This is a genomic window from Fodinibius sp. GM108, from assembly GCF_058386985.1.
Map to the genome: position 1 here is coordinate 18338 of NZ_JBYEIR010000004.1, position 21487 is coordinate 39824.

Annotated in this window: 20 protein-coding genes; 5 read left to right on the forward strand and 15 right to left on the reverse strand. The window is 43.3% G+C overall.

The window, feature by feature from the left end; translation table 11 throughout:
- Nucleotides 1-36: 36 nt before the first annotated feature.
- Nucleotides 37-1479, forward strand: coding sequence for a pyridoxal phosphate-dependent decarboxylase family protein (locus ACT3ID_RS08050; protein ID WP_491541498.1), 1443 nt, complete (start codon nucleotides 37-39; stop codon nucleotides 1477-1479).
- 118 nt (nucleotides 1480-1597) lie between these two features.
- Here ACT3ID_RS08050 and ACT3ID_RS08055 read toward each other — a convergent pair whose 3' ends face one another.
- Entirely contained in the window at nucleotides 1598-2209 is a 612-nt protein-coding gene (locus tag ACT3ID_RS08055) for a TetR/AcrR family transcriptional regulator (protein ID WP_491541499.1), read from the reverse strand.
- A gap of 148 nt (nucleotides 2210-2357) precedes the next feature.
- Between ACT3ID_RS08055 and ACT3ID_RS08060 the strand changes: the two genes are divergently transcribed.
- On the forward strand, nucleotides 2358-3665 hold the full coding sequence (locus tag ACT3ID_RS08060; protein WP_491541500.1) for an NfeD family protein: 1308 nt from the start codon (nucleotides 2358-2360) through the stop codon (nucleotides 3663-3665).
- Between the two features lie 53 nt (nucleotides 3666-3718).
- A complete protein-coding gene (locus ACT3ID_RS08065) occupies nucleotides 3719-4543 on the forward strand; it encodes a slipin family protein (RefSeq protein ID WP_491541501.1) in 825 nt (274 codons plus the stop codon).
- Nucleotides 4544-4824: 281 nt separating this feature from the next.
- Here ACT3ID_RS08065 and ACT3ID_RS08070 read toward each other — a convergent pair whose 3' ends face one another.
- From ACT3ID_RS08070 to ACT3ID_RS08130, 13 genes are all read right to left on the reverse strand, one after another.
- A complete protein-coding gene (locus ACT3ID_RS08070; protein WP_491541502.1) occupies nucleotides 4825-5907 on the reverse strand; it encodes a 6-bladed beta-propeller in 1083 nt (360 codons plus the stop codon).
- A gap of 509 nt (nucleotides 5908-6416) precedes the next feature.
- Nucleotides 6417-7124: a DUF4097 family beta strand repeat-containing protein gene (locus ACT3ID_RS08075; RefSeq protein WP_491541503.1), complete on the reverse strand. Its 708-nt coding sequence runs from the start codon at nucleotides 7122-7124 to the stop codon at nucleotides 6417-6419.
- Between the two features lie 13 nt (nucleotides 7125-7137).
- On the reverse strand, nucleotides 7138-7992 hold the full coding sequence (locus ACT3ID_RS08080; RefSeq protein ID WP_491541504.1) for a DUF4097 family beta strand repeat-containing protein: 855 nt from the start codon (nucleotides 7990-7992) through the stop codon (nucleotides 7138-7140).
- A gap of 19 nt (nucleotides 7993-8011) precedes the next feature.
- Complete coding sequence (locus ACT3ID_RS08085) at nucleotides 8012-8830, reverse strand: PG0215 family putative anti-sigma factor (RefSeq protein WP_491541505.1); 819 nt, start codon at nucleotides 8828-8830, stop codon at nucleotides 8012-8014.
- Nucleotides 8827-9207, reverse strand: a complete 381-nt coding sequence (locus ACT3ID_RS08090) for a GFO_1088 family ECF-type sigma factor (protein ID WP_491541506.1) — start codon at nucleotides 9205-9207, stop codon at nucleotides 8827-8829. The genes ACT3ID_RS08085 and ACT3ID_RS08090 overlap by 4 nt, the downstream gene beginning before the upstream one ends.
- 236 nt (nucleotides 9208-9443) lie before the next feature.
- The gene (locus ACT3ID_RS08095) at nucleotides 9444-10472 is read right to left on the reverse strand and encodes a metal-dependent hydrolase (protein WP_491541507.1); all 1029 of its coding nucleotides are present in this window, start codon (nucleotides 10470-10472) and stop codon (nucleotides 9444-9446) included.
- Nucleotides 10473-10567: 95 nt separating this feature from the next.
- Nucleotides 10568-13195, reverse strand: a complete 2628-nt coding sequence (locus ACT3ID_RS08100; protein WP_491541508.1) for a DUF5916 domain-containing protein — start codon at nucleotides 13193-13195, stop codon at nucleotides 10568-10570.
- 232 nt (nucleotides 13196-13427) lie between these two features.
- Entirely contained in the window at nucleotides 13428-14081 is a 654-nt protein-coding gene (trhA, locus tag ACT3ID_RS08105; RefSeq protein WP_491541509.1) for a PAQR family membrane homeostasis protein TrhA, read from the reverse strand.
- Between the two features lie 73 nt (nucleotides 14082-14154).
- A complete protein-coding gene (locus ACT3ID_RS08110; protein ID WP_491541510.1) occupies nucleotides 14155-14709 on the reverse strand; it encodes an SRPBCC family protein in 555 nt (184 codons plus the stop codon).
- Nucleotides 14710-14951: 242 nt separating this feature from the next.
- Nucleotides 14952-15434 (reverse strand): SRPBCC domain-containing protein, encoded by a 483-nt coding sequence (locus ACT3ID_RS08115; protein WP_491541511.1) that lies wholly within the window; start codon nucleotides 15432-15434, stop codon nucleotides 14952-14954.
- Between the two features lie 26 nt (nucleotides 15435-15460).
- Nucleotides 15461-15778, reverse strand: a complete 318-nt coding sequence (locus tag ACT3ID_RS08120) for an ArsR/SmtB family transcription factor (RefSeq protein WP_491541512.1) — start codon at nucleotides 15776-15778, stop codon at nucleotides 15461-15463.
- 671 nt (nucleotides 15779-16449) lie between these two features.
- Complete coding sequence (locus ACT3ID_RS08125) at nucleotides 16450-17025, reverse strand: YdeI/OmpD-associated family protein (protein WP_491541513.1); 576 nt, start codon at nucleotides 17023-17025, stop codon at nucleotides 16450-16452.
- 12 nt (nucleotides 17026-17037) lie between these two features.
- Nucleotides 17038-17424, reverse strand: a complete 387-nt coding sequence (locus ACT3ID_RS08130; RefSeq protein ID WP_491541514.1) for a DUF3224 domain-containing protein — start codon at nucleotides 17422-17424, stop codon at nucleotides 17038-17040.
- Between the two features lie 90 nt (nucleotides 17425-17514).
- On the opposite strand from ACT3ID_RS08130, the gene ACT3ID_RS08135 reads away from it, so the two are divergent.
- Nucleotides 17515-18309 (forward strand): DUF6597 domain-containing transcriptional factor, encoded by a 795-nt coding sequence (locus ACT3ID_RS08135; RefSeq protein ID WP_491541515.1) that lies wholly within the window; start codon nucleotides 17515-17517, stop codon nucleotides 18307-18309.
- Between the two features lie 316 nt (nucleotides 18310-18625).
- On the opposite strand, the gene ACT3ID_RS08140 is transcribed toward ACT3ID_RS08135, so the two are convergent.
- Nucleotides 18626-19777 carry a baeRF7 domain-containing protein gene (locus ACT3ID_RS08140; protein WP_491541516.1) on the reverse strand — a complete coding sequence of 384 codons (1152 nt, stop codon included), beginning with the start codon at nucleotides 19775-19777 and terminating at the stop codon, nucleotides 18626-18628.
- 370 nt (nucleotides 19778-20147) lie between these two features.
- On the opposite strand from ACT3ID_RS08140, the gene ACT3ID_RS08145 reads away from it, so the two are divergent.
- A complete protein-coding gene (locus ACT3ID_RS08145; RefSeq protein WP_491541517.1) occupies nucleotides 20148-21443 on the forward strand; it encodes an Nramp family divalent metal transporter in 1296 nt (431 codons plus the stop codon).
- Nucleotides 21444-21487: the final 44 nt, after the last annotated feature.

The following is a 21487-nucleotide window of genomic DNA, read 5'->3' on the forward strand; positions in this document are numbered from 1 at the left end:
GGATAAATTGCTAATCGGAACTCCTGGCGAAATTAGATGGAACAACAAATAAAGAAACTAGAGAAACAGGCAAAAAAGCTCCAAGTCCCTTCTGAACAACGTGATCGATTGTTTGAGAAAGCAAAAAATTATGGTCAGAATTTTCTCGAGGAACTGTCAGAATTGCCAGCTTTCTACGAGTCGGAAACAAAGGGACAAGCAGTCTACAATCTACCATTCCGTGATCAGCCGAGGGATATCGATCAGCTGTTGGAGAGCTTAAAATCAGAAGTCGATACACCGGGGCTTAATCCTGCTTCGGGAAAACATGCCGGCTATATTCCAGGCGGAGGGCTGTATCCTTCGGCTATTGCTGACTATCTGGCGGCCATTACCAATCGTTACGCCGGAGTCTATTTTTCCTCTCCGGGCGCAGTCCGCATCGAAAACATGTGCATTCGATGGATGTGCGATCTGCTTGGCTATCCTGGTGAAGCAGCGGGAAATCTCACTTCGGGCGGGTCAATTGCCAACTTAATAGGGCTGGTGGTTGCCAGGGACGATTCTGGTATTAAAGCCTCAGATTTCAATCGCGCCGTAATCTATACTACTCATCAAGTCCACCATTGTGTTATAAAAGCTATTAAATTTGCCGGACTCCGCGAAGCTACAGTTCGCACGATTCCGATGGATGACCATTATCGCATGAATTCAGATGCCCTTGAAAAACAGATTCAGCAAGATAAAAATGAGGGTCTTATTCCGCTAACGATCTTTGCCTCGGCCGGCACTACTGATTTAGGTGCCGTGGATCCACTTAACGAAATCGGTGATATTGCCCAACAACACAATCTCTGGTTTCATGTAGATGCGGCCTACGGCGGCTTTTTCCTGCTCTCCGATCACGGCAAAAAAAAGATGAAAGGAATCGAAAAATCAGATTCGGCTACTATCGATCCCCATAAAGGATTGTTTCTGCCTTATGGATCAGGAGCGCTTCTTGTTAAGAACGGGCAGAAACTATACGAATCGCAGCATATGACTGCCAATTACCTGCAGGATACGCTCAAAGCCACCGAAGAAGCTTCACCTGCTGATCTCTCACCGGAGCTGTCGAAACATTTTCGCGGACTGCGGATGTGGCTGCCGTTACAGCTTTTCGGTGTTCAGCCTTTCCGTGCAGCCCTGGACGAAAAGCTGCTGCTTACGCGCTATTTTTATAATCAGATAAAGGAAATTGACGGCTTTGAAGTGGGTCCCGAACCCGAACTTTCAGTAGCGTTTTTTCGGTATGTTCCTGATTCAGGCGATGCCAATAAGTTTAACAAAAGATTGACTAACGAAATCCACCGTGACGGACGTGTTTTCCTATCTTCAACACACATTAACGGGACGATTTACTTGCGGCTGGCGGTCTTGAATTTCAGAACTCATAAAAAGGAAGTGGATTTAATTCTTTCTGTCCTTCAAGAAAAAATTGAAGAGCTTGAAGGAAGCTAATATTTGTCGTCATTGCGGACTTGATCCGCAATCTCCTGCTGCACTATCTCGTAAAATTCCCAAAGTAATTTCAGCGCTGGTACCTTATCAATGCTGGCCCCCAAGCAATTTTATCAGCTTACGCCGTAAGCCAATTGAGAATCGTATCTAAAATTATTCCCTTTCTCTTTGAGTTATCACTCACATTTTCATCCGAGGAATTTCCATTCAGCATGGCTTCGTTAATACTTACTGACAATGTCGGATAATAACAGAGCGAAAATATGTTGAGCAATAAATTCTGAGGATTCACCGAAGCAATCTGGTAGTTTGATGCCGCTTCATCGAGCTCATCTTTAAATGCATGCAGTTCCAGCTGCACCTGCTCCTTAAAAATAGGTTGCAGCCAGTCAGGCTTTCGGTTGCTTTCGGTAATTACAAATGCCAACACTTCCGGATTTTCCTTCGACTTTTCAAGGCAGACATCTACCAACCGTTCTATCTTTTTAAAGAGAGGAACATCTTCTTCAATCACTTTATCCAACTCTCCGAATACTTCACTTACCGACTGGTTAAATACATGTTCAAAAAGCTCTTTCTTTGTATTAAAATAATAATGTATCATCGCTTTGGTAACGCCTATGCGATCCGAAATCTTTTGTAATCGTGCCCCTTCATACCCATGGGTGAAAAACTCTTGCCGTGCGGCCTCCATAATCTCACTACGTGTATCACTAGTCGTGTCTGGCATAGCGGAACTAATTGGTTAGTTAAAATTCGTCTCAATATAATAGCTTGATCAGACAGCAGCAACTTACCTGCCACAACAGATGAAGAAAATTGTTTCTAAGCTTATTTTGTTCTATTGTTTCCATGCTGCTTTTTAATAAGTTTAAGATATGAAGAGACTAATTTTCATAGCGTTGCTGCCTTTTTTGATCGCAAACGATGCGACTCAAACTGATACCACTGAAGCTGAACCTGACAGTGGCCCTGTTGTTACTATGATTTCTATTGAAGGATCTATTTCTCCCACCACTACAAATTACATCAACCGCGGAATCAGAATTGCTCATGAACAAAGTGCTGAACTTTTAATCATTCAGCTTGATACACCGGGCGGATTGCTTGAATCCACTAAAGATATCGTACAGGCATTCCTTCAATCTGAAGATATGCCTATCGCTGTGTATGTGGCACCTGAAGGAGCCAGAGCTGCCAGCGCGGGTACATTTATTACTATGGCTTCTCATATAGCGGCCATGGCACCAACCACCACAATCGGAGCAGCATCACCAGTGCAAATGGGTGGAGGGCAGGATTCCGTGATGCAGAAGAAAATCTTCAACTATTCTGAGAGTTTCATCGAAAGTATAGCAAACCGACGGGATCGTAATGCGGAATGGGCGCGCTCTGCTGTTCGGGACGGTGAAGCCATCACAGCCGAAGAAGCGCTGGAGCTTAATGTAATTGATCTAATAGCGAACAGTCGCGATGAATTGATCGAACAAATTGATGGCCGTGTTATAAATGATGATACCCTCAATACAAATAATGCAACAATCAATGAGGTGCCCAGGAACCTTGCCGAGAAAATTCTGGGATTTGTAATGCGTGCCGAGGTTATGCTTATCCTGACTATGATTGCCATCTATGGTATAATCGGGGAGGTCACCAATCCGGGGGGTATTATTCCAGGGGTAGCCGGCATTATCGCGCTTATTCTTGTGCTGTATGCCTCTGCCGCCATGCCGATTAATCTGGCTGGCTTTGCACTCATCGGACTGGCTATCATTCTCTTTATTGCTGAGGCTTTTACACCAACATTCGGCCTGCTCATTGCAGGGGGATCAGTCTCGTTTTTTCTGGGTGCGCTCATGCTTTTTCAGGATCTGCCGGAATCGATGAATATCTCGTGGGCATGGCTAGTGCCTGCCACTATACTTACAGCTCTGTTTTTTGTCTGGATTGTTACCGAAGGTATCCGCGCCCAATTTGCCACTCCCAACAAGACCGGCAAAGAATCAATGATTGGAAAACGGGCAGAAGTCGTTGAAACCATTAACAGCCAAAAAGGACGTGTTTTTGTTAATGGTGAATACTGGAATGCGGTAAGCGACGAGACTATTCAAGAAGGGCAAATATGTGAAATAGAATCAATCAAAGGGCTTACGATAAAGGTCAAGCCCATTTCTGATTCCGCTTAATCGACGTTATTATTATATGTATATAATTTAAAATTAACTCCACGAGGCTTCTTATGGAAGATAGCAATGCACTTTTCGATACATTAACTTGGGTCATTACAATAGCTGTTCTGGCAGCCATTATTCTGCCACAGATGTTCAAAATATTACGGGAATATGAGCGTGCTGTTGTTTTTCGACTCGGTAAATATTTAATGACTAAGGGTCCGGGCTTGATCTTCCTCATTCCCTTTATCGATAAGATTGAACGCGTTGACCTGCGGGTACTGACTATTAATGTGGACCGACAAGAAGTTATAACCAAAGATAATGTTACGGTTCATGTTGATGCCATTACCTTTTTTCGGGTTGTCGATGCTGAAGCTGCTGTCATACAAGTTGAGAAATATATTCATGCTACTTCTATGCTTGCTCAAACAACACTGCGGAGTATTGTTGGTCAGGTTGAGCTCGATGAACTATTAGCCGAGCGCGAAAAGGTCAATAAGAATATTCAGGAAATTATTGACCGTCAGACTGATCCATGGGGTATCAAAGTAGTATCAGTAGAGGTTCGTGATGTTGTCTTACCTGAAAATATGAAACGCGCTATGGCCCGACAGGCCGAAACTGAGCGTGATCGTCGTGCTAAAGTGATTAATGCACAAGGTGAATATCAAGCTGCCGAACGACTTGTTGATGCGGCTAATATGATGAAACAGGCACCGATGGCCCTGCAGCTGCGTTTCCTTCAAACGATGAATGAAATCAGCGAGGAAAATGCGACTTTTGCATTCCTTCCTCTGCCAATGGAGATGCTGGAAGTTTTCAAAGATATGTCGGGTATAGAGTTACCGTCCGGCTCTGGAAGTGGAGGTAAAGAACCAGATGAAGGATGATGATATCAGTACGAGATAAGAAGGTATTTGCCGGGGGATTTCAAAATTGCCATGATAGATTCCTCGACTTCGCTCGGAATGACGTCGGAGAGAGACAGGTTTCTGACTTTTGACGTCATCCCGATTGGAGTTCCGAAGTTTTCGGAACGTAACAAAGGGATCTATTATGGCCACCATATTTTCTCGCTACGTAATAGAAGTGGTAACTAAGTTTAATAAGAGTTGTCTGATCACATCATTTCTACATCTGTTCGAATCAGTATCTCTGGAATTACTATTATCTATTTAAACGTTATCTTTTTTAGAAGTGGCTGATCTTTTCGATCGAGTAGATATATAGATTTATTATCCACATCGTGTATGGTAACATTAGCTTGTTCCATTGAATCAATCACTCCATAATAGAGAAGCTCTCCTTCTGGATTAAATTGTTCTGCAATCAAATCCAGCTTGTCACCGGATCCATCCTCCTGCAAAGAAAAATGCATAAAAGTATCTGTCCCACTCCAGAAGAACCCTTGTGAACTGGAGTGAAACTGGGCGGCAAAACGTCCATCGGATAGCGTTAAGGGGGCATCAACACGATCAGCTTTCTCATAAGGACTAAAAGTTACTGGATTATCATGTCGTCCATATCCATCAACGGTTCCTGAAAATTGCCAGTCTCCATTTGTAAGCTTATAACTATACAGCTTTCCAGAATAAATTGAGGGTGCATAAATAATGGATTGCTTCGAAAGCATAAGAGCTCGGCCGGGATCAAATTGAATCCATATTTCTTCTAACTGCTCCTTGGTATGAAGGATATCCTCAACAGAAACCAAGCTCGCTTGCACATTCTTAAAACTGCTATCAACCAGATGTACAAGCTTTCCGCCATCATAACCGACAAGCAGATATCCACTGGCGGGCATTTCAGTAATCTGACTTACATCAGCAATAGGCAACCTGTTTGCTGATGGTAGTTCTCCTTCCAAAGAAAAAATACTAATACGACCCCGATTGGGATCTGCTGCAATCAACTTATCATTTTTGTTTATATGCAGAGCACTGATATCCTGAAACTCACCGGGTCCCGATCCTTCCTGACCGATATATCTCAGGAAGTTCCCTCTTTCATCAAAAACATGTATTCGCGCCTCTCTTGCGTCAACTATATACTGCCTACCCTTATCATCGGTCACAAATTCTGTTATGAAACTAAACAACTTATCATCAGAAGCATTGCTGCTGTCAGTATTCAAAAGTATCTCTTCAGTTGTTTGAAGATTTCTTTCGAGATCAGGTTCAGTTGCGTTGCAGTGAATTAGAAAGAGGATCAAAATACCTGCCACTAGTACATTTTGACGGAGTTGAGATTCCACAACAATAGTATTTTAATAGTATTAGTTAAGTAGTATTATAAGGATTAGCTGACTTAAATCAAGAACTGATTTGAGCAAGATGAGTCTTTTTTGGCTTGAAATAGAAAATTAAGATTTCCCACTTCGTTCGAAATGACACAAGCGGTAATGGTGAAGTGCAGCAACAGCTAAGGCACACAAAAGTCCCCCCTCGAGAGAGCCGCGACGTAGAGTTAGCATCCCTGTAAAATCTTTCGGCACGGTTGGGGTATGTTAAACAAATGAGCCTTAGCCCGGCCTTTGCCTGCCCCGAGAATTCGGGGAAAGACCGGGCTAAGAAGCAAAACATAGAAGCTGTCTGAAGACAGCTTTTTTACCTTTCTTAGCAAGAAAAAGCGGGGAGATTCATTGCGCTACAGCGGGGCACACAAAGTATCTCGTTCGTACCTCTGATGCGAAACGGTTGTTTAGTAAAATCCTTTTATAGTCATCGGATGACAAACTCAGTCATCCGATGAAGTTACTGGTATTTACGTTTTGGCTTTTCTCAGATATACATTCCCACTTACCGATTCAAGCGAAACTTCGGGCCCGCCCGTGCCAATAGAGCCTCTCAGCTCATAGCCAACGAGGGGGACATGCGGCTTTTTATTTTTGAAATTCAGATTATCCAGATTGGTAAATGCTTCCCCGGATACTGTTTTCACACTTATATCTGCTGAATTACCGGCAGGCCAGCTCATATCCACATATCCGCTTATCGACTTTGCCCGAACAGGTCCGACAAGACCCACCAGCTCAATATCTCCGCTAATGGATTCCACATCAAGATTGATATTACGGGGAACTTTAAGCTCATATCGAATCTTACTACACACTACACGGTGATCGTCATCAGTATTCCAGCTATAGTTGGAGTACTGATCAGGACAATCCTCGCGGCGTCCTTCTTTCAGCTTCTCCTCGTTATAGTCGGACGCAATTTTGAGCCCATCACCCTGATCGTATTCCAACTCCAGGGCATCATTTAACTTACCACCATTAATCTCAATTACCGCCTTAAATGCTACCTCATCTCTGTCCCAGGCACTGACATCAATGGTTTCTCCAAAGCGGAGATCAAGGCGAACCTGCTGATCCGGATGAACTTCAAACGACCGTTCTTCTACACGTTCCTGGGCAATAGCTTGCATCAAAAATCCGCAAACGAATACTGCTAGCAAAGTTAACTTCTTCATATTATAACCTCCCTCAGGATTCTGCTTTTCGCAGATAAATGTCTCCACTTACCGTCTTAAGCTCGATTTCAACGCCGCCGCCATTGAGCGTGCCCTCAATCTTTCGTCCACCGCCCAGACGCTTCATATCACCATTATTGCCTCTCATTGAAAGATCCATATTCGTATAGATCTCTCCGGAAACAGAACTCAAATACATATCCGTTGCCGTAGATGCCGGCATCGTTACATCGATATAACCACTTACCAAAGAGATAGAAGTAGGATTGGCATCAGACACGCTGGAGAACACTATATCTACATCTCCGCTGGTGCTGTTGGCAATTACCGGACCCGTAATATTCTCCAGCTCTATATCTCCGTTTTTCGACTGTATTTCTATTTCACCATTGTGATTACTGATCTTTATATCTCCGCCGCCCCAGTTTACCTCTTCAATCATAACGCGTACATTATTGGGAACTCTGACTTCATAGTCTCCACCGGAGGCCGTTGCCTGAACTATTTCGAGCGCACCATTTGTCTCTTCCACGGATAGGCCGATGCCGGTATTATCCTGACCGCCTCCATATAATGGACGCAAGCCCTCGGCTCGTTCCGGGGGAGCGCTGTAATCCCTGTTCCGAATAACCACTTCATTGCCGTCATGCCCTTCAATCGATATTTCGCTTCTTGACAGGGAAAACGTAATGCTGTTTTCACTGCTATTACTTAACTGATGGGTATATTCCTGGGCCAATGTAAGCTGCGAAGCCAAAACCATCAGGAGAACCATTACCATTATTCTTAGTTGCTTCATGATATTTATATTTGATTGTTTTCTGTTGGATTTTCTTCCGGAAGAACCCGCCGGCAACTGTGTTGTCACCGACGGGCCTTTGTATTGATCAAGTTCTTAATTCTGCAATTCCAGCTCGTAAGCGATCACGTACAATTTCGCGGGTTTCAGAATCCATAAGAAGCTTGTTCATTTCATTGATCGCCCCTTTGGCCTTTAACTGAACCAGCATATCGATCAGCGTGATCTGCATCTGCGGATTTTCTTGTTGTGTTAGTGAGTTCACCAATGCCTTCTGAATCTGAATGTCATCCCTAAAAAGGAATAAAGCTTCAGCTGCAGCCATACGTACATTCACACTTTTGTCGTTATTCATTGTATAAATCAGGATATCTGTAATCTGCTGATCCACCTCTGCCTGATCAGATACAAAACGAGTCGACGACTTCACGGCCGAAAGACGTTCTCCCGCCGAAGCCTGCCGGTAGTTTCCACCGTAAACCAGCGCTTCTTTCATCTGTTGCACTTCCTGCTGGAGAGCCGCAACCTGTTCTGTCGAAGCTTGATTGCCGTTCAAAATCTGTCCCGCTGCAAAGCCAATCAATAAAAGGAGCAATCCTGCCGCTACGCGCAATGACCATATCAGGATCTTGTTATTCGTTCCTAATCTGTTATTTGCTCCCTTCTGACTGTCTAAAGGCACTACATTTTCTTCGGATTGATCCTCGAGCTCGACAAAGGGATCGAAGCCGGATGAAGTTGATTCTTCTTTCACTGTCTCAGCGTACCGAAAGTACTCAGCATGAGACTGCAGCTCCTCGGGAATTTCTTCCCGCTGGAAGTACTCCCGTAACTGCTGCTCTTCTTTCAGTGAAGTTTGTCCCTCGTAAAATTTATTGATCAGTTGTTTAACTCTTTCCGTATTCATTGCTCTGTTTTCTTTAGATATTCGGTTCGGACGTTTTTACGTGCCCGAGAAAGTGCGACACGTATATTATTGATCTTCAAACCGGTCATATCAGCTATTTCTTCATAGCTGTACTGCTCAATATCCCGCAGCTGGATAACCAGTCGCTGTTGATCAGGCAACTGCTGAATTATTTTCTGGATATGTTGCATGCTTTCATCTAATTCCAAATTGTCTACCGGGTCATAACGGCCACCGGCGGCAAGTTGTACATGGTCCAACCCGCCGTCATTTTGCTTACGCCTGCGGTACGAGCGCAGCCGATCGATACATAAATTTTTTGTTACCGTTACCGCCAAAGCTTCTACGCTATTGTACTGTGAAAGACTGTCTCGCATATTCCACAGCTTCAGGTACGATCCTGTATAATATCCTCTGCTTCCTGCCGGCTGTTAAGCAGTCTCAAAGCCAACCGAAACAACTTGTCTTTGGTCGGCAATACGCATGTTTTAAATTCTTCTTTTGTCATCTCTGTTGGTTAGACGAGTGATCGGCAATTTCATTACACCAACGCTACGGGTTTTTGTGAGAAGGGTTGTAAGAAAACTTAATCAACAATAAAAGAATAGCCTGTTTACTCCAGCCCAAACGTACGCTCCAGCAACCTGCTCCACATTTCTTCACGGGAATCAAAACTGGGCTCAAATTGCTCAAAGCCGGTTACTCTGGTTGAATCATTATTGAATTCTAAGCGATAGTTCCAGACATAGGGGTGGGCTCCATAATTATCCAGCCAAAGGTCGGATCGGCCGAATCGTAAATCGTGAACGAATACTTCATCACCCTGCATAGAAGCGGCATAATATCCCTGCGAAAACCAGATCAATCGCTCAACCGGCAATTGATCGCGGTATGGTTCGAGAAGTGATTTGTTTTGGGGAAGCGACTGGAAAGAAATGTTTTGATCATCATCAAAAACAGAATACAAACCTGCATAGAGTGAATCATTTTCGACAGCATAGCCCGTCCATAAAAATATGGTAAACGGGGCGGGTGTGGTCATATATATTTGGGGATGAATTTGCTCGCTCTCAAAATTCTGCTCGAATACTGAATTCACGTGTGCCTTTATTCCAAAACCGGCCAGCAAATACAACGTGCTGAAGATAAGCCCGATTCTGTTGGCCCATTTTCTGTGAAGGGAATTTCTTCGGAAAAACAGCGCTGTCACAATACCTGCCATGAGCGGCAGTGTATAGAATGGATCGATAATAAAAATTGAATTCAGGCTCAATGAATAGTTGCTGAACGGCTGCAAAACCTGCGTTCCGTAACTCGTACAAACATCAATAAAGATATGAGTGAACAAGACCCAAAAAACTAACGCCGACCATCCTTTCCAGCCGGCCTGCTCTTCTTTGTAATATCGATTCAACAGCCATCCACAAAGAGGTGCTGCCAACAAACAAAAAAACAGGGAATGTGTAATCCCACGATGAATAGCCAAAGCCTGAACTTCACTCACAAATGGAGAAGTCAACACATCCAGATCGGGAATAACTCCGAAAACAGCTCCCCACAAAGGAGCTCTGTTTCCCATTTTCTTACCAAGTACAGCTTCGCCCACAGCCGCACCAAGGGTAATTTGTGTAGCGGTATCCATATAACTGATTTTTGAACAAGGGGTAAGCTCGTTCTAAGATAAAAGAACTCTGTGATAAACGGATCTACGAATACAAATCTAAATCTCCTGTCATACTAATTGGCCGAAAACCAGTATGTAAATTTAAGGCTGAAGATATTATCTCCAGTTTCGCCGAGTGCATTGACCAAATCACCCGGCTCTACAAATCGATTTTGTCGGCTCTCTGCAAAACGATTCTGTTGCCAGACAAGAAAAAATGTGCTTCCCGGACGCCATTGATAACGTAAGACAACGCTGCTACGGAACGATTTAACCAGAAAGTCATTATTTGGGACAGTAAATTCAGTGGTCCCATCATTAACTACAAAATCTCCATCTGAATTCTCCCCTTGTACATCATAATAATCCAGCTGGTAGGACTTTGGTTGTGGTAACTCTCCCGGATTATAATAGTTACCACTCGCTACAAAAGGTTCGGCATACATTTCAAGGGTCAGATCCGGAGTAAATGCATAATCCAACCTGGTTTGGAGAGAGAGAGTTGTTCGATCAATACTCGAAAAGATATATCGATTACCGTAGGTTGCCTCGCTCCCTCCGGATTCAGTTGTAATGTACTGGCGCGTCTCTGTCTCTCGAGAGAACTGTGGTTCCAATTCAAGCTCCCACTTTCCACCGGTCCTAAGCTGAATAGAAGGTCTGATGCCCACGTCCCAACCTCCAAATTCATCGCTGTCATAGCTAAGGAAAAGCTGTCCAAATATATTTGAACTTCTGTTTGTAAACAATCCAGTTCTAACACCATAGCTCGCTGGTGATCCCATTAAGGGACCGCCCCTGGCCAGACGATCATCATAGCTTCTCGGGCTATATTCGATATTGAAAAAATTTGACCAAAAATTACTCCACTCGATACGAGAACTCAGCTCAAATTCATTTCCCAGAAGTACTCCACCATAATTCCATTCTCTGTTAGCTGTAAGTTCGAATCGGTATGATTGATACCAAGAGCTCGGAGTATTTTCGCGATAGGTTAATTCAGCCCGAGAACTTATCTCGTCAGTTCGAAATAAAATGCCGGCATCATTCAAATCGAAACCCGGCGATTTAGTACTGGCTTGTACTTCCCAAAGCCAACGATCACCACTGTTTTTAGAAAATTCCAGTTGTCCACGATATCCGGAAAGAGATGTTTTGGTTGAATCGAGATCGAGATAGGAGGCATCGGGTCGTTGATAGTAACGTGCACTCGAACGCTGAGCATCAGCGATTGATGACGGCTCACCCGAAATGTAACTAAATCCAGCATCACCTGCGAGAACATACTTTCCTTCCTGGAATCTGATATTCCAGTCACTTCCTCCTGCCAGGGCCGACCTGTTTAGCATATTTGATAACTCTGAGCCCGGCTCAAGATTGCGATTTACACCAGTTAGTACCAATCCGGCTGTAGAAGCATTCCCGCCAAATTCTTGTTGTAATCTTACTATACCATAACCCGTAAGTGGTTCAACTTTTACCTCATCGTAGGTATCGGCATCAAGATCATAAACTTCCGCGTTCTCTTGTGCTGTTACAGCTGCTACACCACCTACCGACAATCCGGAAGGAAAACGACCCGATAGTTTGGAAGCACCCAGAATTGAGGTATTGTCTGTCTGGTCTACATAGTCAATACCTTCTTCATCATCATCCGGACGCAATGAAGGAGATGCACCAATCCGTCGGGAATAAAAATATCTGTCAGACCGGCCACCCCCACCGCTTAATACTTGAAACAGTTGCTGGTTTTCAGTGAAAAATGGACGCTTTTCTTCAAAAAAAGTCTCAAAAGCCGAAAGATTTACCTGTGCAGGATCGGCCTCAACTTGTCCAAAATCAGGATTGATCGTGCCATCCAGCTTCATATTCGGACCCAATCCAATTTTAAAGTCGCCGCCAATTCGGGCATCCAGGTTAAGTTTGTCAGTAAAAGGATTTTCCGGATCGGGGGATCCATCCAAAAATGCATTCCCCGCAAGATAAGGTATAAACTCAATTTGTCTCGCTCTGGATATTCCATTTATTCCCTTTAACAGACCAAACTGCGATGCCCACCCTGTTTCATCCTGGGGTATCATAACCCAATATACATCCTCATTTTTATGAGGTAAAAATCTGTTGATATTCAATCCCCATACCTGATTTTCTTTCTCGCTATAGCGCAGTTGAGAAAAAGGGATACGCATTTCAGCTGTCCATCCGACAGAATCGATATTACTCTTTGCAGTCCAAACCGGATCAAAGGAATAATCTCTACTGCGATAACTCATTTCATCTTCAGGCTGAACATAATCGGCCCTGACACCTGATGCAGTAATAACAAAGCTTCGGGCAGTTCGCCGATCAAGGTAGGCATCCAAGGAAATAACCAGTCGCTCGGCATTTCCTGTATTATCTCGTCGATTAAGCTGTGCATTTATGTTTTCAGGATCATCGCTGTACATCCGTGCACCAACGTAAAGCGCTTTGTCATCATAAATAAATGCCACCTCTGTTTTTTCGGTGGCGTTATTTCCTTCATTGGGCTCTCTTTGTATGAATCCCGAGGTGAATGATACGTTACTCCATATTTCTTCTGATAACTTGCCGTCAAGTTCTACTTCAAAACCATCTTTTGCATAAGCCTCTGCGGTCCGTTTAGGATTTTTTACCGTTTTCTCTGAGGATTGCTGTGCAAGAACTCCCGGGGCCAAATTCATTCCCCACAAAACCAAACATAACAGACTGATCAAACTTTTATCGTTGAGAATCTTTCTAGTGTGATTTAATTAAACTTTTTTTCCAAGGATATTAAAATACGATATCGCTTCGAATCATTTCGTCCGAATGCTTTTTTAATCGTAAAAACAATTTAGATGATGTAAAATCCTAATAAGTATCTTCTTCTATTTAACCTTTCAAACCACAAAAAACAGGAGGAAAGGGGGACAATTATCCATACCCTGGCAGGTAATAATAAATAGCCCAAAAGTGCGAAAAGGTACCCGCAAGCACAAACAGGTGCCAGATTTCGTGATGTCCAAACCAGTCGGGAATAGGATTCGGTTTTTCAATTCCATAGATAACAGCACCAAAGGTATAAGCGAGACCACCGGCTGCAATCCAGCCTAAAAAAGCAGGAGGCAGTTTATCAATCAGTACCGGAAAAAGAAAAACAGCAAGCCATCCCATCCCCAGATAAAATGAGGTGGAAAGCCAACGCGGCGCGCTCATCCAGAGAAATTTCTTGATGATACCTGCCACGGCTAATATCCAAACCGTGATGAAAAAGCCCCATTTCCATCCACCATCGAGCACCAGCAGGCAAATAGGTGTATAAGTGCCGGCAATAAGTATATAGATCATGCTGTGATCGATCTTCTGTAATAACTTGAGCGTTTTTTCTTTAACGGGGAGCGCATGATATAACGAACTGGCGGTGTAGAGCAGAACCATGCTCAGACCAAACATCGAGAAGGCGATAAGCTGGCTTAATGAATCGTGCTGAATTGCTTCATAGAGCAAAAAAATTAATCCAATTACGGACAAGATTGCTCCAAGTCCATGTGTGATTGTATTGATGGGTTCGCGGATGTAGCGTTTCATTTATTCAATCAAGATTTTTAGTAGTACACATAGCTAACGAAACGAAAGTTCGAATCGTTTGCAGGGGTTCAAATTAATTTTGTCCCGATTCCTGAAGTCGCTGCTCATAGACTTCTTCCATCTTTGAATGTACCGACCAAAACCCTTTGGGGGCGCATCCGTTCAGTCGATCCACTAAGATACCCAGATGTGTATGCCAGCCGGCACCTACACTAATGAGTGTTGACGGATCATCTCCCAGTCTGCGGTGTGTTAACCGAAGTAGTACTTTATTATTCTTTTTAGGAATTAATTCATAGGTCACACTGGATTCTTCTCCCGTCTCTTCGCCCCAGGTGTAACTGAGTTTGTGGGGCGGATCATATTCAGTTACTCGTCCTTCAAAATATGTTCCATCTTCCATATGCCTATACTTTCTGGGGATGGGATCATCGGATTCAGAGAGATTGCTGTGTTTGAATTTGAATTCCACTTTCCCGCCCACCCGTGGCTCCACATCTCCCGCAGCCAGCCATTTTTCTTTTAATTCCGACTTGGTTAGATAATCCCAGATTCGTTCTGCCGGACCGGGAAGCAGTCGCTCGAATTGAATGGTGCCTGGTTCAGTAAAAATGCCATAGTCATCCATGGTTTTCACTCACTTGTGTTGTAATTGTTGATGTTAACACCACAGAGTTACACGGAGGAATCCGCAGAGTTACGCAGAGGAGTTCGCAGAGAAAATGTTATATTCCTCAGGACGCCTCTAGGTTAATATTTTCAGCATAGTAGCCACACCAAGAAAAAGTTTTTCTTGGTGGTTTTTCGTGTCTTCTCTGAGGCTCTTTGTGTTACAGCATGCAAAATTAAATTAGGTTCTTCAGCATAAAATCATTGCGGATTATGGTCTGCAATCAGATTCAAATCTAAGCCGTGCTCCATCCAGGCTTTCATAGAAGAGAGCACCAGGTTCCATCCGCCGTTTTGTCCTAACATCAAGTCAATTTTTTCTTCCAATTGTTTAGCATCAGCGGGATTGGTTTTCCCGAAACCGCGCTCCCTCACTTTAACCAATGTCGATTGATCCGAATGTTGCTCAAAAAACATTTCGACAGTCGTTGTCAGCTCCCCTATAGACCAATTCAGGGAGATATATTCATTGGACTTAACTTCCAGGATATCCACGGTATCCTTTACGCCGAATTGTCCCCATTCCCATTCAAGCGTTTTGCCCGGTTCCACCCGACCACTGCCTTTGGTAAACCAAAATTTTGAAGTTATATCGGGATTAACCATGGCCTCAAATACATCCTCAACAGGTTTACGGATGAGCATCTGTGCCTCAACAATTGGATAATCGTTTTTCTTATTCATATTCTGTGTCTAATAGTTTTAAAGTTTCAGTCTTCATCTTCATCAGCCAAAGCTGCTTCCAAAGCATCCAGCTTTTCATTCCAGAATTTCTGGTACTTCGCCGCCCATTCTGCCACTTCTCTTAGCTTCCGCGGATCAGATCGATAAAATCGTTTTCGCCCCTTTTTGCGGATAACCATCAAGCCGGACTCGTCCAAAATTTTCAGATGCTTTGATACGGCCGGCCGACTAATATCAAAATTTTGTGCTACCTTATTTACTGGCATAGCCCGATCCGACAGCAGATCAATAATTTCTCTTCTGGTAGGATCGGCGATAGCCTGAAAAACATCTCGTTGCATCATCAACAAATTTATTTAGGATTTCTGCATGTTGTACCGCAGAGTTACACAGAGGAATTCGCAGGGAATGCATGAAATTCATATCCCTCAGAGTCCTCTTTTTAATATGATTCTCCGTGCCTCCTCTGAGATTATTTCTCAATAATGGACAAGTCTCAATTGGCTAAGGCAAAGATTATATGTAACCGTTCAGTTACTAATATAATTGTAACCTTTTGGTTACGCAAATATTTTCTTGAATATAAGTTCAAGTTTACTACTTGAAATCAAGGGAGGTTCTGAAAAGAAACGCTTTACTTACTAGAATATAGCTAGAACAGATCGACATTTCTTCACCGAAGATTAGTGGCGGGGAGGGATCTGCTATTACCTTGCTCAAAAAAGCAGCTTTCATTGCGGCCCGGACTCATCCGGGTAAAAGTAAAAGTTCTACTCGTTCCGAAGCTCCTGCTTCGGAACAGGCCTGAAGAAGCTCTGCTTCTACAAATAGTTACATTCCCCAAGCAGGAGCTTGGGAATGAGGGGATAGGGGTTTGCTGTAAAGCCTGAAGATAACTCATCCGGCTAAGAAGCAAAAAACCAAAGCTCACTTGAAGTGAGCTTTTAATGAAATTTTTAGCCCATGAATTTATCCGTGGGTAAAAGTTTCTATTTAGTTAAATAGCTATTGTGAATCAATAACGCAGCGGTGGGATCTTCTTCTGTTCTTCACAAGATTCAATCAATATTTTCAACCGGCGCTGACATGTCTTTTCCTGTTTCGCGCTCATTACCCAGTGCACCGATGTTCTCGTATAGCCGGGAGCCAAATCCTGGAAAAACTGCCAGGCTTTTTCATTTGATTTAAGCTTATCCCGATATTCCTTTTTCAACTCAAAGGAGTCCTTCTCATATGATGCATTGGCTGTTTGGGATGGTCTCCGCTTCTCGTAGGCCGCTCTACCCGGCACACGCATTTGGCCGTTTTCGATGAGTTCTTCAGCCATTTTAATGTTTTTCTTACTCCAGTGGCTGCCGGGTTTTCGCGGGGTGAAACGTATTTTATAGCTCTCCTCATCAATAGATTTACGCAATCCATCTATCCAGCCGAAACAAAGTGCTACGCGAACTGCTTCCTCCCATCGCATGCTTGGTTTCCCAGAAGCTACTTTATAAAGACCAACCCAAAGAACCTCTTGGTTATCGTGATTAGCTTCCAACCAGTTCCGAAACTGACTGGCGGATTCGAAGAAATTCACTTCTTTTGCCATAATTTCACCTCCTTATTCAAAGGAATAATCCAGTACCAAAGTAACCTCATCATGTGTCGCTTCATAGCTGCCCTCACCTCGAATCCCGCTGAGTTCATCCGTCCCCGAGCCGGGTACTATTTGAAACGATGATTTGGCCACACCATCCTCATGGATTCCCTCGTGATTGAGTATAAAACTTCCCGAATGTCCATCCAGCTTCCCCACAAATCGCTCTAAGCCAATAAAACTGCTGAAATCTTCGCTAAAAGTAGTTATCAGATATTCCAATGTTCCCTTGCCTTCAATATCTCCGGAATAAGATTGTGTCACGCTGGCTCGAATCAGCCTAGGCCCATCAACAACTTCACCAATTGTAGTTTCTTCCCAGCTTTCGATATTAAATTTACCCGATTCCATAATAAAATAATTGCTTTATCCTTGACTTCATTGCAATTTAGCAATTACTGATTTATTGCTATTGGAAAAATGCGACAATAGGAGTCCAGTATGGTGAAACTGAAGTCATCAAAACCCAAAGGCGTATTAAATCCCAAAGAAGCCCAACAGCATTTTACGCTGAAACGCTTTACTCCTTCGGATCCCGTTGCTTATTTCGTCGAGCATTTTTGGATTGTCCAGTGGGATTTACCCAAGGACAAAATCTTTCGTCAGGATGTGCTTTCACATCCCTCGGTTCATTTAGTTTTTGAAAAGCAAAACACAAAGGTATATGGAGTAGTCACTGGCAAATTCACCCGCGAACTAAAGGGGACCGGCAAGGTACTGGGAATCAAATTCAGGCCAGGCGGCTTTTATCCTTTTTACCAGTCACCCGTTTCTTCTTTTAGGGATGATATTCTTGCCCCAAATACTGTTTTTGAAACTGATATTAAAAATATGGAGCAGTCGATTCTTTCAGCTGATCCTGAACGAATGGCAGAGCTGGCGGAGGAGTTTCTTAATGATATACTTCCCGAAAAAGACGAGTACGTACAGCAAGTTAATGCTATTGTTGAGACAATTATTTCTGATCAAACGCTTATCAGAGTAAAACAGGTGGCAGAGCAACTCGGTATCAGCAAACGTACGTTACAGCGCAGGTTCAAGCGGTATGTGGGGGTGAGTCCCAAATGGGTAATTAAACGTTTTCGGCTTCAGGAGGCTGCCGCCAGATTGGATGAAAATCCAGAGGCAGACTGGACGGAAATTGCCCTTGAATTAAGTTATTTTGATCAGGCTCACTTCATCAACGATTTCAAATCTATTGTCGGACAAACACCTGCCGAGTATGCTAGAGATTAGCTTATTTCCCCGCACCTTCATCGGATGATTAAGTTTGTCATCCGATGAATACGAAAGGATTCTATTAATCAACCGTTTCGCACCAGAGGTACGAAACGAGATATTGTGTGTGCCCCACCATAGCAATTAATCACCATCTTATTATAGCAAGACCAAAAGAGCTGTCTTCAGACAGCTTTGGTTTTTCTTCATAGCCCAGTCTTTTAAGGCTGGGCAAAAGTGACAACTACCTGATTTTTATTAAAACCTGAGGCTTATATAAAAAGGCACCGGCTGTTAAACCGATGCCTTTTAAAGAATTAATACTCATCTATCATCAGGCGTAGCGGAAAATAGCTGCAACGGAAGAATCTTTAGGCATCTCTTCGCGATTCAGAGCATAAACGTTGCCGCTTTGGGTAATGGTTTTGATCGCTGCCATATTTATCAGATCGTGTTCGCCGTTTTTCTGCCCCTTGCTGTGGTGAACCACATCCCGTTCTTCATCAAACCACCCCCAGCTGTGTTCTCCGATAGTGACAAACAGCGAATCTATTTTACCGTAATAGGCAGCTTCCACGATCTGGGTAAGATTATCAGATTCACGTCCGCTGCCAGAAAGATCTCCCAGACGATCAATATCATTGTACATATCCTGCAGAAAATAAGATTGTATAATATCCCAGCCTTTATCTTTAAGCTGTTCATCTTTTAAATCATCGGGATTACGAATAATGGCATCATCCATCACGCGGCTGTAATGATTGATTTTTCGGTATTCTGCCACGGCTTTATTTACTCCTGCTAAAATTAACGGATCATTCCGACGCCGCATTATTGAAGTGACCTCATTTTCGATCTGTTTTAGGTAATTTATTGTCTCACGGTGATCAGTCTCTCCATCGGCTCCATGCCCATGGAAAATATCACCCTCTCCATGAGCACGTCCGGCTCCTTGTCCTGAATGATGCTGTAACGATGTCTCCTGCACATTATATTTGAGGAACTCTTCCATATTTGTTGGTGCCTCTTCCAGAGCAATGCCGGAAACTTTATCACGAGTTGCTGCCAACAGACGTACTTTTTTCTGGCTCAGAGCTAAAATGCAGAAGGTACCTTCCAGCGTGACCATAGGCAGCAGGGGAGTAATCAAAAAATGGTTATCAACCATAACACGCTCATTAAAATTCTGTGGTACACGGTAATAATCAAATCCTTCTTCACTGACAAATACTGCTAATCCCTCATCATTATTTTGCCAGAACATCTGTTGATCCAGCAGTTTCCGGGGTTCCTCGAGTAGATCATCTATCTGCTGAGGTGAAATCTCATGCTCTTTAAGCTGTTTCTCAGCTTCATTAAGTAAGTTTTTAAATCGAATGGGATCCTGCTGCACATTTTCACCCATTTTGTGCGTCGGCATATAAATAGACAAACAAACTTCCCGTTCCTTGTCTGCGATGTCGAGGATATTTTTACGTGTAATCATAAGCTATTCCTCCGAATAATTTTTCAGATCTACTTAGGTACTGGTAATCAGATAAACAACATTACAGAATTTACAATTCGCTGCGGATTCTGGTTTTAGTTTAGCTGATGTTTAATTATATAAGAGAATCTATAACAAAATAAAGCATTATTCATTGTGTAAATGATTACTGAAGATATATATGAGAAGTTCTGATATAGTTTAAAAACCGGGACATATTCAGGATGTTCCGAATCTCTGATTTTTATATGCCATAAGATAGATGCTATAAATCTAAATGATCACAATTGCTGGCAAATCCAACTGTTTAATTTCATCATGAAAATATGTATATAGTTCGATAATCGGGATTTAGAACAAACCAATAGGTATGAAAACAGCAGAGACTGAAACCAAAAGCCCTTCTACCACCAGCACCTGGGATGGAATCAAACAAAGTTTAGGACCGGGATTGTTAATGGCGGCAGCAGCCATTGGTGTTTCACATCTCGTTCAGTCCACCCGCGCCGGAGCCACTTACGGGTGGGCGCTTGTATGGGCCGTCGTGCTGGCAAACTTTTTTAAATATCCGTTTCTCGAATATGGCCCCCGGTATGCTATTGCCACCGGCGAAAGCATGATCGAAGGTTACAACCGACTGGGCAAATGGGCTATAGGAATCTTTGTGCTTTTTACCATCGGTACTATGTTTGCCGTACAGGCAGCCGTAACTGTGGTCACTGCCAGTCTTGCTGCAGAATTAACCGGAATTATATTATCGCCGGCTATATGGAGTGCCATAATATTAGCTATTTGTGTTCTATTGTTGATGTCAGGTCAATATTCTGCACTTGATGGTGCCATTAAACTCATCATGGCGGTTCTGGCTATATCTACAGTTATTGCCGTCGTCGGTGCCATATTTCAGGGTGGACATCAACCCGGCGTAGATTACTACCCGAACATCTGGAATATTGCAGGGGTCTCTTTTCTTATCGCACTAATGGGGTGGATGCCTATCCCCATTGATGCTGCAGCATGGCACTCGTTATGGACGCTGGAACGGGAAAGACAAACCCAATATCGTCCCAAGCTCAAAGAATCCTTACTTGATTTCAATATCGGCTATCTCGGCGCTGCATTTTTGTCATTGGGATTTCTTGCCCTGGGAGCACTGGTGATGTATGGCAGTGGTGAGGATTATGCCAGCAGCGGAGCTGCTTTTGCCAGTCAGCTTATCAGCTTATACACCGAAAGTTTAGGAGATTGGTCGTATACCGTTATTATTATCGCCGCCTTTACCACAATGTTCAGCACCACGCTAACTGTTACTGATGCCTATCCACGGGTAAGCCGCCGGATGCTGGAAGTACTTATGTCTGATACTTTTGCCATCAAAAATAGTACCCAGCTTTATCGCGTTCTGCTAGTGGTAATATCATTAGTCACGCTGGGTGTACTTTATTTTATGGGTGATTCTTTTACGCTAATGGTTGATCTTGCGACCACACTTTCTTTCCTGACGGCTCCAATTCTTGCATATCTCAACTACCGTTTGGTTACTGCGCATCATATGCCGGATAACTGTAAGCCGGCGCCTTGGCTTAAGTGGCTTAGTTGGAGTGGAATCGCCTTTTTAACAGGATTTGCACTTTTATATCTTTACTGGATGATTTGGTTAGGATAAATTAAATTGGTTTAAGCATCCGAAACGATAAAATAGTTTGGATT

What these genes read in the sequence shown, in the direction of transcription:
- ACT3ID_RS08050 (WP_491541498.1), top strand. Translation starts at nt 37, where the DNA reads ATGGAACAACAAATAAAGAAACTAGAGAAACAGGCAAAAAAGCTCCAA.
- ACT3ID_RS08055 (WP_491541499.1), bottom strand. Translation starts at nt 2,209, where the DNA reads ATGCCAGACACGACTAGTGATACACGTAGTGAGATTATGGAGGCCGCA.
- ACT3ID_RS08060 (WP_491541500.1), top strand. Translation starts at nt 2,358, where the DNA reads ATGAAGAGACTAATTTTCATAGCGTTGCTGCCTTTTTTGATCGCAAAC.
- ACT3ID_RS08065 (WP_491541501.1), top strand. Translation starts at nt 3,719, where the DNA reads ATGGAAGATAGCAATGCACTTTTCGATACATTAACTTGGGTCATTACA.
- ACT3ID_RS08075 (WP_491541503.1), bottom strand. Translation starts at nt 7,124, where the DNA reads ATGAAGAAGTTAACTTTGCTAGCAGTATTCGTTTGCGGATTTTTGATG.
- ACT3ID_RS08085 (WP_491541505.1), bottom strand. Translation starts at nt 8,830, where the DNA reads ATGAATACGGAAAGAGTTAAACAACTGATCAATAAATTTTACGAGGGA.
- ACT3ID_RS08090 (WP_491541506.1), bottom strand. Translation starts at nt 9,207, where the DNA reads ATGCGAGACAGTCTTTCACAGTACAATAGCGTAGAAGCTTTGGCGGTA.
- ACT3ID_RS08095 (WP_491541507.1), bottom strand. Translation starts at nt 10,472, where the DNA reads ATGGATACCGCTACACAAATTACCCTTGGTGCGGCTGTGGGCGAAGCT.
- ACT3ID_RS08100 (WP_491541508.1), bottom strand. Translation starts at nt 13,195, where the DNA reads ATGAATTTGGCCCCGGGAGTTCTTGCACAGCAATCCTCAGAGAAAACG.
- trhA (WP_491541509.1), bottom strand. Translation starts at nt 14,081, where the DNA reads ATGAAACGCTACATCCGCGAACCCATCAATACAATCACACATGGACTT.
- ACT3ID_RS08110 (WP_491541510.1), bottom strand. Translation starts at nt 14,709, where the DNA reads ATGGATGACTATGGCATTTTTACTGAACCAGGCACCATTCAATTCGAG.
- ACT3ID_RS08115 (WP_491541511.1), bottom strand. Translation starts at nt 15,434, where the DNA reads ATGAATAAGAAAAACGATTATCCAATTGTTGAGGCACAGATGCTCATC.
- ACT3ID_RS08120 (WP_491541512.1), bottom strand. Translation starts at nt 15,778, where the DNA reads ATGATGCAACGAGATGTTTTTCAGGCTATCGCCGATCCTACCAGAAGA.
- ACT3ID_RS08125 (WP_491541513.1), bottom strand. Translation starts at nt 17,025, where the DNA reads ATGGCAAAAGAAGTGAATTTCTTCGAATCCGCCAGTCAGTTTCGGAAC.
- ACT3ID_RS08130 (WP_491541514.1), bottom strand. Translation starts at nt 17,424, where the DNA reads ATGGAATCGGGTAAATTTAATATCGAAAGCTGGGAAGAAACTACAATT.
- ACT3ID_RS08135 (WP_491541515.1), top strand. Translation starts at nt 17,515, where the DNA reads ATGGTGAAACTGAAGTCATCAAAACCCAAAGGCGTATTAAATCCCAAA.
- ACT3ID_RS08140 (WP_491541516.1), bottom strand. Translation starts at nt 19,777, where the DNA reads ATGATTACACGTAAAAATATCCTCGACATCGCAGACAAGGAACGGGAA.
- ACT3ID_RS08145 (WP_491541517.1), top strand. Translation starts at nt 20,148, where the DNA reads ATGAAAACAGCAGAGACTGAAACCAAAAGCCCTTCTACCACCAGCACC.